The 15785-nt window shown below is 47.5% G+C and carries 14 protein-coding genes; 4 read left to right on the top strand and 10 right to left on the bottom strand.

What is annotated here, in order from left to right:
* Positions 1-52: 52 nt before the first annotated feature.
* From H5T88_02760 to H5T88_02745, 4 genes are all read left to right on the top strand, one after another.
* Positions 53-1186 (top strand): MFS transporter, encoded by a 1134-nt coding sequence (locus H5T88_02760; protein MBC7329259.1) that lies wholly within the window; start codon positions 53-55, stop codon positions 1184-1186.
* Positions 1187-1191: 5 nt separating this feature from the next.
* The gene (locus tag H5T88_02755; GenBank protein MBC7329258.1) at positions 1192-2202 is read left to right on the top strand and encodes a zinc-binding alcohol dehydrogenase; all 1011 of its coding nucleotides are present in this window, start codon (positions 1192-1194) and stop codon (positions 2200-2202) included.
* 53 nt (positions 2203-2255) lie between these two features.
* A complete protein-coding gene (locus tag H5T88_02750) occupies positions 2256-3239 on the top strand; it encodes a hypothetical protein (GenBank protein ID MBC7329257.1) in 984 nt (327 codons plus the stop codon).
* 955 nt (positions 3240-4194) lie between these two features.
* The gene (locus tag H5T88_02745) at positions 4195-4983 is read left to right on the top strand and encodes a prepilin-type N-terminal cleavage/methylation domain-containing protein (GenBank protein ID MBC7329256.1); all 789 of its coding nucleotides are present in this window, start codon (positions 4195-4197) and stop codon (positions 4981-4983) included.
* Positions 4984-5061: 78 nt separating this feature from the next.
* Here H5T88_02745 and H5T88_02740 read toward each other — a convergent pair whose 3' ends face one another.
* The 10 genes from H5T88_02740 to H5T88_02695 form a co-directional block, all read right to left on the bottom strand.
* Complete coding sequence (locus H5T88_02740) at positions 5062-5985, bottom strand: pyruvate ferredoxin oxidoreductase (GenBank protein ID MBC7329255.1); 924 nt, start codon at positions 5983-5985, stop codon at positions 5062-5064.
* A 14-nt stretch (positions 5986-5999) separates the two neighbouring features.
* Positions 6000-7163, bottom strand: a complete 1164-nt coding sequence (gene porA, locus H5T88_02735) for a pyruvate ferredoxin oxidoreductase (protein MBC7329254.1) — start codon at positions 7161-7163, stop codon at positions 6000-6002.
* Positions 7164-7192: 29 nt separating this feature from the next.
* Positions 7193-7501 (bottom strand): 4Fe-4S binding protein, encoded by a 309-nt coding sequence (locus H5T88_02730; protein ID MBC7329253.1) that lies wholly within the window; start codon positions 7499-7501, stop codon positions 7193-7195.
* Positions 7498-8076, bottom strand: a complete 579-nt coding sequence (locus tag H5T88_02725; GenBank protein MBC7329252.1) for a 2-oxoacid:acceptor oxidoreductase family protein — start codon at positions 8074-8076, stop codon at positions 7498-7500. Before H5T88_02725 ends, H5T88_02730 begins: the two co-directional genes overlap by 4 nt.
* 225 nt (positions 8077-8301) lie before the next feature.
* Complete coding sequence (locus H5T88_02720) at positions 8302-8844, bottom strand: hypothetical protein (protein MBC7329251.1); 543 nt, start codon at positions 8842-8844, stop codon at positions 8302-8304.
* Between the two features lie 16 nt (positions 8845-8860).
* The gene (locus H5T88_02715) at positions 8861-10207 is read right to left on the bottom strand and encodes a beta-glucosidase (protein ID MBC7329250.1); all 1347 of its coding nucleotides are present in this window, start codon (positions 10205-10207) and stop codon (positions 8861-8863) included.
* A gap of 131 nt (positions 10208-10338) precedes the next feature.
* Complete coding sequence (locus H5T88_02710) at positions 10339-11475, bottom strand: hypothetical protein (protein MBC7329249.1); 1137 nt, start codon at positions 11473-11475, stop codon at positions 10339-10341.
* On the bottom strand, positions 11447-13087 hold the full coding sequence (gene recN, locus H5T88_02705; protein MBC7329248.1) for a DNA repair protein RecN: 1641 nt from the start codon (positions 13085-13087) through the stop codon (positions 11447-11449). Before recN ends, H5T88_02710 begins: the two co-directional genes overlap by 29 nt.
* Positions 13088-13135: 48 nt before the next feature.
* Complete coding sequence (locus H5T88_02700) at positions 13136-13990, bottom strand: NAD(+)/NADH kinase (GenBank protein MBC7329247.1); 855 nt, start codon at positions 13988-13990, stop codon at positions 13136-13138.
* Positions 13987-15429 (bottom strand): tetratricopeptide repeat protein, encoded by a 1443-nt coding sequence (locus tag H5T88_02695; GenBank protein ID MBC7329246.1) that lies wholly within the window; start codon positions 15427-15429, stop codon positions 13987-13989. The genes H5T88_02700 and H5T88_02695 overlap by 4 nt, the downstream gene beginning before the upstream one ends.
* Between the last annotated feature and the right edge of the window lie 356 nt (positions 15430-15785).

The raw sequence follows: 15785 nt of genomic DNA, 5'->3' as shown, positions 1-15785 counted from the left end.
TTCATTTTTGTTGTTGACATTTGCTCTATTTCCTTTATATTTTCAATTCTAAATGAAAACAGCGACGAAGAGAAGCTCTCTATTCAACCTGATCGCATTCCTCGGCGACATAGCTGTCGGTTTAAACATCATAAGCATTCCCCTCCTCGCGATAAAACTTAACGCTACTCCCTTTGTCCTCGGCTTCATCGGCTTCTTAGCCTCCTTGATTTATCTCCTCTTCTCCCCAATCTTCGGCACCCTTTCAGAGAGGAAAGACCCTTTCTATTTCACAGTCGCTGGCTCCTTACTTTTCGCTTTCGCGGGCATCTTCATACTCTTTTTCCATACCATTCCCTTGATTTCCCTCGCTATGGGAATCTTTGGATTAGCCACAAGTATGCTATGGTCCCCCTTGGAGGTCTGGATAGCGAGGACTACGGGAAACCTTAAGCTCGCTGTCAGCTATTACAACCTCTCCTGGTGCGTCGGCTTATCCATCGGAACCCTGCTCAGCGGCTATCTCTTCCAGTTGGATTGGAGATTCCCTTTCATCGCCCTTTTCCTTACCAATCTGCTCATAATCGTTTTCCTCCTCCTATGCCCCAGAGTTCCACCGCCTTCCGGGATTGAAGAAAATGAGGAGGAGGAAGGTAAAACGAACCCCTTCGTCATCGTTGGTTGGACGGCGAACTTCATAGCCTGGTTCACTATTGGCGTTCTTCGCTACCTTTTCCCCAAATTGGCTGTTGGATTGGACATTTCCCCTTCCACTATCGGTGTCCTCAACTTCCTTATGGGAATCTCCATCGCCATTTCCTCCTACGGAATAGGTTATCTACCTAAACTCCACTACCGCCTTTCCTTCCTTATCTCAATTCAGCTACTGATGATGATTGGCTTCCTGATTGTTTATCTCACGAGCTCCGTCCCTCTCTTCTACCTTTCGTTCTTCCTATTCGGATTCTCCATTGGCGTTGCATACTTTTACAGCCTCTTTCACAGCCTTGAAAGCGAGGAGGGACAGGGAAAGAAAAGCGGAATCCACGAGTCCATTGTGGGAGCGGGAGGATTGCTCGGACCTCTCTCAGGCGGAGCTTTAGCTCAGAAAACGAATATACGAATGCCCTTCATCCTCTGTATAGCTGTTCTCCTTTTGGGCATACTTTTTGAGATAGTGTATTTGAGGAGGGTTTCCAAGAGGTGAATTAAATGAAGAGAAATCCAACAATAGTTTTCCCTAAACCCCAAGAAGTCGTTTTAGAAGATAGAGATATACCTTCCCCTAAAGAGGGAGAGGTTTTGATAAAGACTATCCGCAGTTTAATAAGCATTGGGACGGAGCTAACGATTTTATCGGGAAGATTTCCACCCGATTCCGCCTGGGCGAATTACGGCAAGTTCCCCTTCATTCCCGGCTACAGCAATGTGGGAATAGTTGTTGAGGTCGGCAAGGGAGTTGAAAGGGAATGGATAGGAAAGAAGGTGGCGAGCTACGCACCACATTCCGCTTTCGTCATTTCCTCAATTGAACATCTAAGGGTCATAGATAGGGAAGTCTCTGATGAGGAGGTTGCTTTTTTCTGCCTTTCTGAGATTTGCCTCAATGGTGTTAGGAGGGGCGATGTTCGCTTTGGGGAGAGCGTGGGGATTTATGGTCTCGGTCTTCTTGGGCAGTTGACCGCTCGTTTCTGCTGGCTTGCTGGCGCTCGTCCTGTTATCGGGATAGATATAGCCAATGAAAGACTGGAAAGGTTTCCTAAAAGGGCTGGATTTTTCTCCCTCGATCCAGAGGAACAAGATGTGAGAGAGAAAGTGAGCGAGCTGACAAAGGGAAGGATGGTGGATGTAGTTTTTGAGGTAACGGGGAATCCCCATCTCATCCCTCGGGAATTTGAGATATTGAGGAGACAGGGACGACTTGTCATCCTATCAAGCCCCTGGGGACCTACTCCCTCCTTTGATTTCCACGACCTCTGCAATTCCCCCAGCTATACAATCATTGGGGCGCATAACTCATCTCATCCCCAATATCCAACCCTTGATAATCCCTGGACGCAAAAGCGTCATTTCCAGCTTTTCCTTGACCTAATCCACAATGGAGATTTGGATGTAAAAAGCCTCATCAGCCACAGGATATCCTACGAAGAGGCGCCCGCTTTCTATCTCTCCCTCCTGCAGGATAGAAGCAAGGCTTTAGGGGTAGTTATTGAATGGGAGTGAGAGAGTAACTTAACAGGAATAGTAAGCGTCTAATACTCAAAAAGAAAAGAGAGATGGGCGTGAAGTCATTTGATGTTTTTCTTCTACTTTTCTTCCTCCTTGTGGCGTTGAGCTCCAACGACGGAGGGGAAGTTCTCGCTGGCATATTGAGGGAGTTCGTCAAGAAGTGCAAGTTGGGGAAGGCGGTATCATTTAAGAACTTGACAATCTACCCCATCTCGCCAGCGACGCTTCCTGAGCTTCCGAGAATCCTCACTTTAGATGAAGCATCAAAAGGCGAGGAGCTCGTGATTACGGAAGTTGAGCAAGGCGTAGTCCACAAGGTGAGTTTACAGAACAATTCCAAGAACTATGTCTTCATAATGGCGGGAGAAATCCTCAGCGGTTGCAAACAGGATAGGGTGCTGAAAAATGATGTCCTCCTTCCTCCCAAGAGCGAGGAATTCATCGTTCCCGCTTATTGTGTGGAGGCAAGGAGATGGCAATGGACATCCTCAAAGTTCGCACCCGCTCTCTCAATGGCGAGTGTGGGTGTGAGGAAAAGAGCGAAGATAGATGAATCTCAGGTTGGGGTTTGGGATGAGATATCCTCCACCCTAAGAGCATTCTCCGTGGAGGTTCCGGGAGAGGCATTGAAGGAAATATATGAGGTCCCCCAGGTAAAGGATAAGATGAACGATTACCTCAAGGCTTTTGAGGGCATTCCTAAAGATTATCTTGAAGCGACGGGAATTATCGTCTTCATCGGCAAGGAGTTTCTATGTTTTGATATTTTCGGAGGAAGAGAGCTATTTCAAAATCTTTATCCCAAGCTCCTCAAATCTTATATCCTTGAAGCATTGACGAGAGAGGGAAAAGATGGCAAGGTAGAGAGGGAGAAGGCTTTGGGCGTTCTTAAAAATCTGGCGGAAGCGAAGGCGAAGATGGGAGAAAAACCGCCTGAGGGATATCTTCTGGAGATAGCGACATCCACAATTAAGGGAAGCGCTCTCCTCTTCAACGACTGGGTCGTCCATCTCTCCCTTTATTGGAAATGAATTGATTCCACCTCTTCTTTTCATCTCCTTGGAGGAGGGGAAAGTGGAAATTTTGCGAAAGGATAAAACGAAACTGATCGGCGGGAGTGCGGGAGCTGGAGAAGGGGAATTGGAGGAAGATTTCCTCATCCACGATAAGCCAGAAAGAGGGTAAGATAGTGGTAGAGATTTCTTCCGCTGAAATATTCTCCATCCTGCTCCTGGGCGATGATTTTGGGGAAGCAAAGAATTATCTTAAAAATTATTTGTATTCAAATTTGAAGGATGAAACAAGGGAAAGGAGGTTGAAGAGTTAAAACGGGATACGGAATGTAAGGTGCCAGGAGAAATTGGGATATGGCTCTCGTACCCAAGGTTAATATTTTAAAGATTTTAAAAGTTAATTATCATTTCGGTCGGTTATAATATGAACCTATAACTTGCCTAAGACACCCATAGCGATGAGGGTGGCGAATCCATTTTGAATAAAAATTGTCTTTGTATAGATAATTTAGTGTTCAGCTTTCTCTCTTGAGTGGACTTCCATTAGGGAAGCCATGAATTGTAAAAGAGTTTGCTTCGTTACGCTCCCGACTCAAATATCGCATTTGCAAAACCAGGTCTTTTTATTCATTTTTATTGACCGCGTTCTTGACTTTGATAAACTATATCCCATGCGCCGCAATTGTTTATGGATATCCTTTTTATTTTGTGAAAATCGCTCGTATGAATGGAAGAGATAACTTCTCTCTTTCCCTATCCGATGGATTAACTCTCTCTTTGAAGGAGTCACATCTCACTCAAAGGTTTATAGTACCTACCTTTATGAGGGTAGACGAGAAGAGGTGGTGTCAAGCAAGTGTTTAGAAAGGGGGGAGGAGTTTTTGCCCCCGCTTCTCCCCCGCCGGAATGCCCGGAAAATAAGGATTGGGGGCAAAATACAGAATTTCAAAAATAAAAGGAGGCGATTTAAAAAATGTTAACGAATAAACAAAGGAGAGGTTTTACATTGATCGAATTGTTGGTCGTCATAGCTATCATTGCTATTCTCGCTGCCATACTCTTTCCAGTTTTCAGCCGCGCCCGTGAGCAAGCTCGCAAAACAGCTTGCCTCTCAAATATGAAGCAAATAGGGATGGGATTGATGATGTATCTTCAGGATTGGGATGAAACTTTCCCATATTGCACATCCTGTAATGCTCCAGGCGTGGGAAGCCCAACCGACCACCCTCAAGGCAAGCTTCATCCCTATATCAAAAACGCAGCGGTATGGGACTGCCCTTCTGAAGCGATACAAGACAGGATACCTAACCTTCTCCAAATCGGCAATGCCTCCGGTTGGTATGACTGGCCTTGGCGGTTCCCGGTTGAATTCACAGGACACTATATTTCCGTAGCTTACAATGAAGCTTTAATGCCAAATCTTGGCTGCCAATGGACAGGGAAACCTGTTAACATGGCAGAGGTAGTGGAGCCAGCCAATACAGCCGCTTTTGCCGATTCATATTTTTTTAGCGGCTGCGGTGGAGCAAGAGTTGTCTTTGCAAATGCTATGTGGTCTAATCATATGGCAGACCCTCAGCATCGCTCTGTTAGTAAACACACTCGCCACACTGAGGGAGAAATAATTGTCTTTGCCGACGGACACGCCAAATGGATGAAGTGGGATGTTATAGCAAACAATTGTGGAAGATTATTCGACCCCCGCAACAAAAATAGAACGGATACATGGTTTGACCATTGGGGAAATCAATGGTGGCCGTAGATTTAAATATCTAAAATAGGGGGGCGGGAGGCTTAGCCTCCCGCCCCACTATTTATTTTCTTATCTCCTTAATATCCCCTACGCCAAACCGCACTTCTTCAATAAACGCTCCCACCGCCTATCTACTTCAGCCTGTATCTCATCTATCAGATGACGATTCTTCTCCGTGAATAGATGCCTGAACCTCCTTTGCAACTTCAACCACTCCTCCACAGGCTTCTTCTCCCTGGGACGATATGTCAACCTATACTCCCCATTCACCACTTCGTATAACGGCCAAATGCAGGTATCAGCAGCCAACCTTGCCAACTCAATCGCCATATCAGCCTCAAATGTCCATCCCAACCTGCAGGGTTGGAGGACATTTATAAACGAAGGTCCATCAACTGCCAAAGCTTTCTGCACTTTCGTTATCAAATCGTTCCAATGAGCGGGAGTGCTCTGCGCCACATAGGGTATATCATGGGCGACCACTATCTCGGTTAAATCCTTCCTCCATTGGAGTTTGCCGGGGATGACACTACCCGCTGGGCTCGTTGTAGTGTGAGCATAGAGGGGAGTAGCTCCCGAACGCTGAACACCTGTGTTCATATATGCCTGGTTATCATAACAGACATAGAGAAGCCTATGTCCTCTCTCCAATGCACCCGATAGCGCCTGAAGCCCGATATCGTAAGTCCCGCCATCCCCTCCAAAGGCTATGAAACGAATCTCTCTATCTATTACTCCTCTCCTCTTTAGCGCCTTATAAGCTGCTTCAATTCCCGAAAGAGTTGAAGCGGCGTTCTCAAATGCGCAGTGCATCCAGGGGACATTCCAAGCGGTGTAGGGGAAGATGGTGGTGGTCACTTCCATACATCCCGTAGCGACGACTACGACCACGGGCGTATCCGCTGCCAATAGAACCTGCCTGGCAACCTGGGGAAGAGCACAGCCAGAACAAGCTCTATGTCCGGATGTTAGGGGAGATGGTTTCTTAGCTAAATCTCTCAATCTTGCCATTTTCTCTTCCTCCTTTACTCTCTTACTCCCAGATAGCGATAGAAATCCTCTACCTTACCTGCCTCAGCGATGGGCAGGAGGTCTCGGAAGACCTTCTTGATATCCTCAACATCAACATCCCTTCCTCCCAATCCATAAATGTAGTTGACAACGGGAGGACGCTGAGGGAGGTCGTAGAGGCAGGAGCGAATCTCATGGAAGACGGGACCGCCGACGGCGGACATCCCCTCCGCCCTATCCATAACCGCTATCGCCTTCTTCCCCGCAAGGGCTGACTTTATTTCATCCCAAGGGAAGGGGCGAAAGACCCTAATCTTCAAGAGCCCCGCTTTTATCCCTTCTTCCCTTAGCTCATCAATCGCGTCCTTAGCGGTTCCACAGCTTGAACCTATAGCAACAACCGCCAATTCCGCATCATCAAGGCTGTATTTCTCTATCGCCCCATATTTCCTACCAGAAATCTCGGCGAACTCCTCAGCGACCTTCAAAATTGTGGGCATAGCTGTTCTCATCGCCTCCGCTTGTGCCCTTTTATGCTCCATATAATAATCCTGCAAATCCAAAGCCCCAACAGTTATGGGATGGTCAACATCCAGCAATTTATAGGGGCTTTTCCTTTCCCCAACGAAAGCTTTCACTATATCGTCGCTGAAGGTCTCAACTACCTCAACTCCATGAGAGATGATGAAACCATCGTAGTTAACCATTACGGGAAGGAAGACCTCTTCAGCAATCCTTACCGCCTGAAGAACATTGTCATAAACCTCCTGAGCGTTCTCCGACCAGAGCTGTATCCAGCCCGAATCCCTCGCTCCCATAGCGTCGGAATGGTCTCCGTGGATGTTGATTGGAGCGGAAAGAGCCCTGTTTATTACACACATCACTATGGGGAGGCGAAGCCCGGAGGCGATATATAGGACCTCCCACATAAGGGCAAGCCCTTGAGAGGATGTAGCGGTCATAGTTCTTGCTCCCGCAGCCGCCGCACCCACACAGGCTGACATCGCGGAATGCTCGCTTTCCACAGCAACGAGCTCCGTGTCAACCAAGCCATCCGCTACATATTGGGCGAATGTCTGCATAAGCTCTGTCTGGGGTGTGATTGGGTAGGCGGCGACTACATCGGGATTGATTTGCTTCATCGCGTAAGCGGCTGCCTCGTTTCCCGTTAAAGCCATCAGCTGTTTCGTTTTCTCTACCATCTTCCTCACCTCGTCTCGTCTACCATCTCAATAGCCTTCTCGGGCTTGGCGGGACACTCCCGGGCACAAATCCCACAGCCCTTACAGTAATCGTAATTGAAATCAGCCCTCTTGCCATCTTCCGTAACGAAAATGGCGTCATCGGGGCAGTAAATCCAACAGAATAGACACTGAATGCATCTCTCCGGATGCCAAACCGGCTTCTTGCCCGTTCGCCAAGTGCCGGTCTTATAAGCCTTGGAAGTTCCTCCCTCGGGGATGATTCCCCCTATTGGGAGTTCCTTCCAGCCGTGTAGTCTATCAGTCAACTTCATTCGCCTTTCACCTCCTGATATGCTCTCTGATAGAGCTTTAAGTTCGCCTCTATAACCTCTGGACGATGGGCAAACTTGCGCTCCAGTTCCTTCCTAATGTGGCTGAGGAATTCCTCCAAGCTGACCAATCCCGTTACTCTGATAAGGGCTCCGAGCATGGGAACGCTCGCCAAATCCCTCTTCAACTCTTCTTGTGCGAGCTGGGAAGCGTTGAGGGTATAGATTTTCCTGCCCTTTATATTGTATTTCTCCCTCACTGTTTTAGGGTCTTCCGCGGTGTTGGCGAGGATGATGCCGTCTTCTTTTAAGCCGTCAAGTGTTGAGGGGTCGGCGAGCAGAGAGGGGTCTAAGATGATGATGACATCGGGGTTTTTTATTGAAGTATGGAGCCTTATCGGCTTGGAGGAAATGCGGTCGTAGGACCGCATGGGAGCACCCATCCTTTCCGGACCATATTCAGGGAAGGCTTGCACATATGTGCCTTCACCCATAAGAGATTCTGCGAGGAGAAGGGCGGCTGTTTTGGCGCCTTGCCCTCCTCGGGCATGCCAGCGAATCTCCAACATATCCTGCATAATACTTCGCCTCCTTATCAAGAAGCTGTTTATCGTTTCTTACGCACAAAACAACATAAAATTATATTTCCATAGATAAGAGAGGTCAAGAATTTTGTAGGGGATACTGAAAATAAGGGGTAGAAAAAAGATTGCCACGGCTTTCCTTCGGAAAGCCTCGCAATGACAGAGTGGTGGAGATTTCTACCCCTCCCTGATGAGAGCTCTCGCAATGAGGGGAAATTGTTAGAATCTTCCGATGAGATTGAGGGCGATACCGGTGTTGCCCGTCCTCCCAAACTCTATATAACGAAGCTCAAGGGCGAAGTTCTTCGTTCCATAGCCGAAAGCAAGCTGTCCTCCGATATCCAACTCCGAATCGCTATCACTTGCTCCTTCCATTTCCACCTTGACCTTGAGATAATTGAAACCTATTCCATAAACATAATAGAAGTTCTTCCCAGACGTGCGATAGCGAGTGTTATAGATAAGGGGAATGTTGGTTATATAAGCGTTATAGGGTAAGCCCTCATACACTCCGCTATGAGAGTTGTGAATATAATCAATGCTGATATACTCAAATCTCTCTTCACGGAAGGCTTCATAAGTGTTCAGGGGAATTGAAACTCCAATATTCAGCCAGCCGTTCCCGTAAAGGTCTCTCACGGATGAGCTTGAGGGATAAAAATAGCCGAAATTAAAGCCCCTCGTCTCTGCCCTCGCATTCGGGAGAGAAACAAAGATTGAGAGGAGGGCAAAAGCCCTCAAAACATTGACAATCCTTTTCATTTTTTCACCTTCTGAATTAAATATTTACGCCGTTTTCCTCAATGACCTTCTTATACCAGAGGGCGCTATCCTTCATTATCCTTCTTTGGGTTGGATAATCGGTGTAAACTATGCCGAACCTCTTCGTGAAGCCGTGCGCCCATTCAAAATTATCCATAAGCGTCCAGATGAAGTATCCGCAGAGATTTGCACCCTCCTCTATTGCCTTATGCGCTTGGATGAAATGCTCTCGCAGATAATCTATCCTCTTTGGGTCGTGAACCCTTCCATCGGGAGCGATTTCGTCGGCGAAAGCAGCCCCGTTCTCGGTTATGTAAATCTTCTTCGGCTGATAATCTTCCCAAACCCTCTTTATTATCTCATATATTCCCGGCGGATAAATCTCCCATCCCATCTCAGTGAACTCCGCTCCCTCAGGAGCAACTCCCTCTGCCTGCAGAGGACCAGCCTTCGGATTGAATCTCACGATTCCCCGAGAGTAGTAATTTATTCCCAGGAAATCAATTCTACGGGAGATAATCGCCATATCGCCTGGCGAAACTTTGGGGGCATAAGCGGAATAGAGCTCAAGTATATCGGGAGGATAATGTCCACGGAAGACGGGGTCCAAGAACCAGCGATTGAGGAAGCCATCCTGTCTGGAAGCTGCTAACCTATCCTCTTCAGAATCGCTGGCTGGATGGATGGGGGAGAGGTTGAGGGTTATACCGACCTCGGAATCGGGAGAGATATCCCTCAATACTTCCACTGCCAAGCCATGGGAGAGGAGGAGATGATGGGCTACTTGAGTAGCTACTTTCTCGTTTTTTATCCCCGGGGCGTGCTCACCCCAGCCATATCCTATCCAGGCAACTACCCAGGGCTCGTTGTGGGTTATCCAATGCTTTACTCTATCCCCTAATTTATTAGCCACAACGCTCGCATACTCCGCGAAATAATAAGCGGTATCCCTATTAGCCCATCCTCCTTCATCTTGGAGTGCTTGGGGGAGGTCCCAGTGATAGAGGGTTATGAAGGGGGTTATATTAGACTCCAACAGGGCATCCACTAAGCGGTCGTAGAAGGAAAGACCCAAGGGGTTGACCTTCCCTTTCCCTTTGGGGATAACCCGCGGCCAGGAGATGGAGAACCTATATGCGTTGCATCCTATCTCCTTCATCAGAGCGACATCTTCCTTCCAGCGGTGATAATGGTCGCAGGCTACATCTCCCGTTGAGCCGTCCCTTATCTTGCCCTGAGTGTGGGAGAAGGTATCCCAGATTGATTCTCCCTTGCCATCCTCATTCCAGCCCCCCTCAATCTGGTAGGAGGCTGTAGCGGTTCCCCAATAAAACTGGGGTGGAAAAGTTAACTTCTTAGCCATAATCTATCCCTCCTTCTTGGTTTTATTATAAGATTTTGGAGCGGAACAATCAATTTGGTTTTCCTCTTTCCAATTTTTTATTATGGAAAGAGAACGGATGAATTGGGATGCCCGTGCCCTTCTTTTGTATTTTAAGGCTTTAAAGAGCGAAGGAATGTCCATAATCTCAAGAAGAAAAGGTTCAATACATCCCTAACTGCTGGGGAGATGAAGATGAGAACAAATGTGGGAATGAGGGCGGCGATGACGAGCAGGAAGATATGAATTGGCTTCAGCTTTTTCCGATAAAGATTGCTTACACCCTTAGCGTCCACTAAAAGTGAACCTACCTTCAGGCGAGTTAGAAAAGTGCTGGACATTCCCCTTCTCCCCTTCTCGAGGAAATCCAATAAATCATAATGTCCGCCAACCACCACTATGAGCTTTGCTCCTTTCTCGTAAGCGAGAAGAAGAGCAAGGTCCTCGCTGAGCCCCGGGAATGAAATAACTTGAAAAGGAAGTCCCATTTTTCTCAATCTCTCTACGCCTGGAGATGGCTTATCGGGTTGAGGATAAGCGTGAGCTATCAATTCCGCTCCGCTTTTAAGGGCGGAGGGGGAGACGCTATCCATATCGCCAATGATTATATGGGGTTTATAACCCATTTCTAAAAGGGCATCTGCCCCGCCATCAACCCCTATAAGGATAGGCTTAACATCCTCAATGTAATGCCGCAAGGCTCCCAAATCCTCCTTGTAGTTCCTTCCCCTCACAACGACCACGACCTCTTTCCCCTCTATCCTCGTTCTGAGCTCGGGGAAGGGAAGCCTATCCTGAAGGAAGAAATCTTTCTCCTTCTCTAGATAGTCAAGGGTATTTCGCACGAAATCATCCAAAAGCGCTCCCAGTCTCCTCCTCCCTTCCTCCATCTTCTCCTCAACTTCCTCTTCACTCAACCATCTCCCTTTACCAATCACTCTACCATCTAACAACACTTCGTTCCCCCTTATCTCTATCCTCTTCCCCTCTATCTCACCATCCAATTTCCCTTCTTCCAAATCCAATATGGGAATGGAGTTTTTTAGTAGGAGGCGAGCGCCTTCGGAGGGATATTCTCCCGAAATGGAAGGGGAAAGGTTGATAATGGCAGATGGTCTTTTTTCCAGTAGAAGCTGAGCAGAGGTTGTATCTATGTCCTTATGGTCTATGACTGCTATCTCTCCCTTCCTCAACCTCTGCACCAATCTCTTCGTCTTGGCGTCAATTCTCGCTATGCCCTTTATCTCCAACTTCGCTGCTCCCATATCTTTCTAGTAGCTCCTCAGCGTGGCGATAGGCAGTGGGAGCGGACTCGCTCCCTCCGAGCATCCTCGTTAATTCCTCCACCCTCCCTTCCCTGTCTAGTTTTTCTATCTTTACCTCCGTATGTAGGGTGCTCTCTAACTTTTTCACAAGAAAGTGATAGTCAGCGAAACAAGCGATTTGAGGAAGATGTGTGACGACTATCACTTGCCTTCCTCGGCTGAGCTGACGCAACTTCTCGCCCAAGACAAAGCCCATTTCACCGCCCACTCCTTGGTCTATTTCGTCAAAGACGAGGATTGGAACTGGGTCCGCTTCCCGCAGAGCGCTCTTAGCGGCAAGCATAAAGCGGGAGAGTTCCCCGCCAGAGGCTATCCTCTGAAGAGGAAGCAGGGGTTGACCCGGATTTGCGCTGAAGAGGAACTCCACCCTATCCATCCCTTTGCTATCCATCTCTTTCTCGCTTATAGAGACCTTAAACCGCGCCTTCTCCATCCCCAAATCTCGCAGATGTTTCACAACCATCTCCTCCAAATAGCTCGCACATTCCCTTCTCATCTGGGATAATTTTTTCGCTTCCCTTTCCAACTCGCCCTCTAATTCCTCTATCTCCCTCTTCAATCCCTCTAACCTCTCTTCCCCTTCGGAGAGGGAAAGCATCTCCCGTTCTATCTTATCCCTATACGCCAGTATCTCCTCAATGCTACCTCCGTATTTTTGCTTGAGGCGAGATATGAGATAGAGCCTGCTTTCAACTTCCTCAAGTCTTTGGGGATTGAACTCTATATCGCTTACATAGGAGCCAAGCATCGTTGCCCCCTCTTCAATAAGGGAGTAAGCCTCCCTCATCAAGTCCAGAAGCTCTTTCAATCTCTCATCATAGCCAGCCACTTCCTCAATGAGGACCTCAACCCTGCCGAGCAAATCCTCTACCGAGGGTTCCTTGCCCTTCAATAAAGAGAAGGCAAAGGAGAGATTCTGATAGATTTTCTCCGCATTGGAGAGGAGAAGGGCTTCCTTTTTCAATTCCTCTTCCTCCCCGGGGACGAGCTTAGCCTCGTTTATCTCCTTGAGCTGAAACTCGTAAAGGGAAAGGAGCCTCTCCCTTTCCTTCATTCTCTCGGATATCTCCTCATATTCCCTCTTTCTCCTCTGTAGCTTAGAAAAGAGTTCCCCTACCTTCTTCCTCTGCTCAATTATTCCGCTCCCCCAACTATCCAAGAGTTCCAGATGATAAGGCTGCTTTAGGAGTGATTGATGCTCGTGTTGACCGTGGATATCTAACAGAAGGTCTCCTAACCTGCTCAGGAATTGCAGAGGCACTATCCTTCCCATAACCCTTGCTATTCCCCTCCCACCGCTGAAATCCCTGCTTATTATGAGGAAATCCTCGGAGGGAAGTCCCGCCTCTTCCAAGAGGGATTTAATCCCCGGGGATGAGGATATATCAAAGGTTCCTTCAAGGAAGGTTTCTTGAGAGAGCATAATGGGGTCAATTTTACCACCTGCGAGGGAGTTTAAGGCATCAATCACAATTGACTTGCCGGCGCCAGTTTCGCCGGTGAGGACATTGAATCCCGCACCGAAATTTATGCGCATATCCTTTATTAAAGCAAAATTCTTAATGTAAAGCTCGTAGAGCAGTTTTCAAATTACCCCCTTCCTTGCTCCCCAGCGGAGGAGGGAGCGCACCTTCCTGTGAAATGAGTAATTGCAGGAGAGGACGAATTTGCAGCGAAAAGGGGCTCTCTTCACGACTACTTTCTCATCACCTATGGGAATTCCCTCCTGCCCATCAACTGTTAGGAAGGCAGAGCCTGGATTGGGTGGGCGAATGCTGAGTTTTATTTCCTCCTCTGGTTTAAGGACGAGGGACCGGGCGCTGAGGGTATGAGGGCAGATGGGGGTGAGGATGATTAGCTCAACGGATGGGTCCACAATGGGACCGCCAGCGGAGAGCGAGTAGGCAGTTGAGCCCGTAGGCGTGGACACAATGACACCATCCGCAGGGTAAACGGCAAGGAGCTCCTCGCCCACTCTCGTCTCCACATTTAGGATTCGGGAAATTCCCCCCTTGCTTATAACGACATCGTTCAAAGCATAAAATACCTTCTTCTTTATCTCCGCTGATAACATCATCCTTTCCTCAATGTAGACCTTTCCTTGGAAAAAATCCTCTATCGCTTGAACGGCTTGATTGATAGTGAATTCGGCGAGAAAGCCGAAGCGACCCATGTTCACTCCGAGAATTGGGATACCGAGGGGAGCGGCGAAGTGGCTGGCTTTGAGTATCGTTCCATCGCCACCTCCAACAACGACGAGCTCTATGTCCTTGACCTCTTCTTCCTTCAAAGAGAGATGGGGAAAACGAAGAAGATAAGCTATTTCCTCATCAAGCCTTACCTCAAAATTTTTGTTAAGAAGCTCCTGCAAAAGCTCCTTGCCCTTTTGTAGGGATTGTTTCTTGTCTTTTGTTAGCGAGAGGAGAATTAGTCCCTTCATTTCTTTCCCTTTGGAGGGGTGGCTTCCTTCCCAGCGCCCAAGCGTTCAAGGTTGGTTTTTGCCTCCTGAAACTTCGGGTCCTTATCAACAGCCAACTTGTAATATTTTATAGCGGAATCTATATCCCCGAGCTTCTCATAAACCACTCCTAAATTGTTGTAAGGTTGGGGCAAATCGGGATTTATATTTATCGCTTTCTTATAAGTTTCTATCGCTTCTTCAAACTTGCCCAATCTATCCAAGCATAATCCGAGGTTGTTATAAGCCTGAGCGTTCTTGGGGTCAAGGGAGACGACCGCCTTGAAGGCTTCCGCTGCTGATTGATAATCCTTGCGTTCCATATATATTTCTCCCAAAAGGAAATAGGCGGAAGGGCTCTTTGTATCGGAGGAAATCGCTTTCTTTAGCTCTTCTATTGCCTCATCCGTTTTATCAACTGCCCGCAACACCAAAGCCTTGTTATAATGGGCGAGGTAGTTAGAGGGATTTATTTCAAGAGCCTTATTAAGATAATTAAGTGCCTCCTCATATTTCCCCTCTCTGTAAAGGACAACGCCGAGATTATTGAGGATTTCGTAATCTGAGGGGGAGAGATTGAGGGCGTTTCTATAAGCTTCCTCCGCCGATTTCAAATCGCCTTTCCTACTATAAGCTATACCCAAGAGAAAGAAAGGATAGGCATCGGTCCCTTGAGAAGCGGATTTCAGCAAAATAATTGCGTCGTCAATTTGACCCCTATCAAGGAGCATCTTTCCCGCTATTAGCGATAAATTTTGATTGCTCTTGAGATTGGGTATAGCCTTTCTGATTTTCTCCTCAGCCTGCTTTTTGTCCCCCTTTTCCCATAAGGAGAGGGCAAGATTAAGAAGGAATTCGGGTTGAGGGGAAAGAGATACCGCTTTTTGAAATTCCTTTATGGCTTCGTCAAGATTCCCCTTCCTGCGAAGGGCGATTCCCAAGCTGTTATGATAAAGGGCGTTTTGTGGGGATAGCTTCACCGCTGTTTGAAGAGCGGGGATGGCGGAGTTAACATCTCCCTTTTGCAGGTAGGCGCCGCCAAGGTTATAGAAAGCATCGCCTAAGGATGGTTTAGCCTGAACCGCTCTCTGATAAAACTCAATAGCTTTATCAAGGTTTCCCAAAGCCATATAAAGGCTTCCCAGGTTGTTCCAGGCATCGGCAAGGCGAGGATTTATGGATACGGCTTTTAAAAGGTGCTCCTCCGCTTCTCCATATTTCTCCAATTTAAGCTGGATGAATCCCAGCCAGGAGAGGGTATAGGGGTCGGTAGGGTCCTCCCTGAGAGCTTCAAGGAACTTCTTCTCCGCCTCCTGGATTTTTCCCTCTTGGAAGAGCTTTATTCCTTCGTTGAAGGGATTCATCGTCTCGGCGAAGAGAAGGAGCAAGGGAAAGAGGAGAAGAAACAAACTTTTTCTCATTCGTTTACCTCCATTTCTAATTGATATTATAACAAAAAAGGAGGAAAGAAAGAAGTGTATGTTAAATTGGTCAAGAAGGAGGGACGACCTTTTTGCCATTGCGAGGACTGAACCCTTCTGTCAATGCGAGCCTGACCGCCAAAGCGGTCAGGCTCGCAATCTCATATTTAATCATAGAGAATGAATGAAATTGCGAGGTCCTCCTTTGTCGGACTCGCTTCTTTGGATATAGATTTTTATATGAAACATTTTGTTTTTCGTTATTTGAAATTCCCCCTATTTTTCAAAAACCTTTACCCATGCCAGCAATGACAGTTATGCTGCATTCAGGGGGCTGGACCTTTCTCTCAATGCGA

The organism is bacterium (assembly GCA_014360495.1).
Taxonomy (GTDB): domain Bacteria; phylum Armatimonadota; class JACIXR01; order JACIXR01; family JACIXR01; genus JACIXR01.
This window is presented reverse-complemented; position numbering and strand designations above follow the sequence as displayed.

Excerpts from the sequence above, each read along its gene's own strand:
- H5T88_02760 (MBC7329259.1), top strand. The coding sequence starts at position 53 with ATGAAAACAGCGACGAAGAGAAGCTCTCTATTCAACCTGATCGCATTC.
- H5T88_02755 (MBC7329258.1), top strand. The coding sequence starts at position 1,192 with ATGAAGAGAAATCCAACAATAGTTTTCCCTAAACCCCAAGAAGTCGTT.
- H5T88_02750 (MBC7329257.1), top strand. The coding sequence starts at position 2,256 with ATGGGCGTGAAGTCATTTGATGTTTTTCTTCTACTTTTCTTCCTCCTT.
- H5T88_02745 (MBC7329256.1), top strand. The coding sequence starts at position 4,195 with ATGTTAACGAATAAACAAAGGAGAGGTTTTACATTGATCGAATTGTTG.
- H5T88_02740 (MBC7329255.1), bottom strand. The coding sequence starts at position 5,985 with ATGGCAAGATTGAGAGATTTAGCTAAGAAACCATCTCCCCTAACATCC.
- porA (MBC7329254.1), bottom strand. The coding sequence starts at position 7,163 with ATGGCTTTAACGGGAAACGAGGCAGCCGCTTACGCGATGAAGCAAATC.
- H5T88_02730 (MBC7329253.1), bottom strand. The coding sequence starts at position 7,501 with ATGAAGTTGACTGATAGACTACACGGCTGGAAGGAACTCCCAATAGGG.
- H5T88_02725 (MBC7329252.1), bottom strand. The coding sequence starts at position 8,076 with ATGCAGGATATGTTGGAGATTCGCTGGCATGCCCGAGGAGGGCAAGGC.
- H5T88_02720 (MBC7329251.1), bottom strand. The coding sequence starts at position 8,844 with ATGAAAAGGATTGTCAATGTTTTGAGGGCTTTTGCCCTCCTCTCAATC.
- H5T88_02715 (MBC7329250.1), bottom strand. The coding sequence starts at position 10,207 with ATGGCTAAGAAGTTAACTTTTCCACCCCAGTTTTATTGGGGAACCGCT.
- recN (MBC7329248.1), bottom strand. The coding sequence starts at position 13,087 with ATGCGCATAAATTTCGGTGCGGGATTCAATGTCCTCACCGGCGAAACT.
- H5T88_02700 (MBC7329247.1), bottom strand. The coding sequence starts at position 13,990 with ATGAAGGGACTAATTCTCCTCTCGCTAACAAAAGACAAGAAACAATCC.
- H5T88_02695 (MBC7329246.1), bottom strand. The coding sequence starts at position 15,429 with ATGAGAAAAAGTTTGTTTCTTCTCCTCTTTCCCTTGCTCCTTCTCTTC.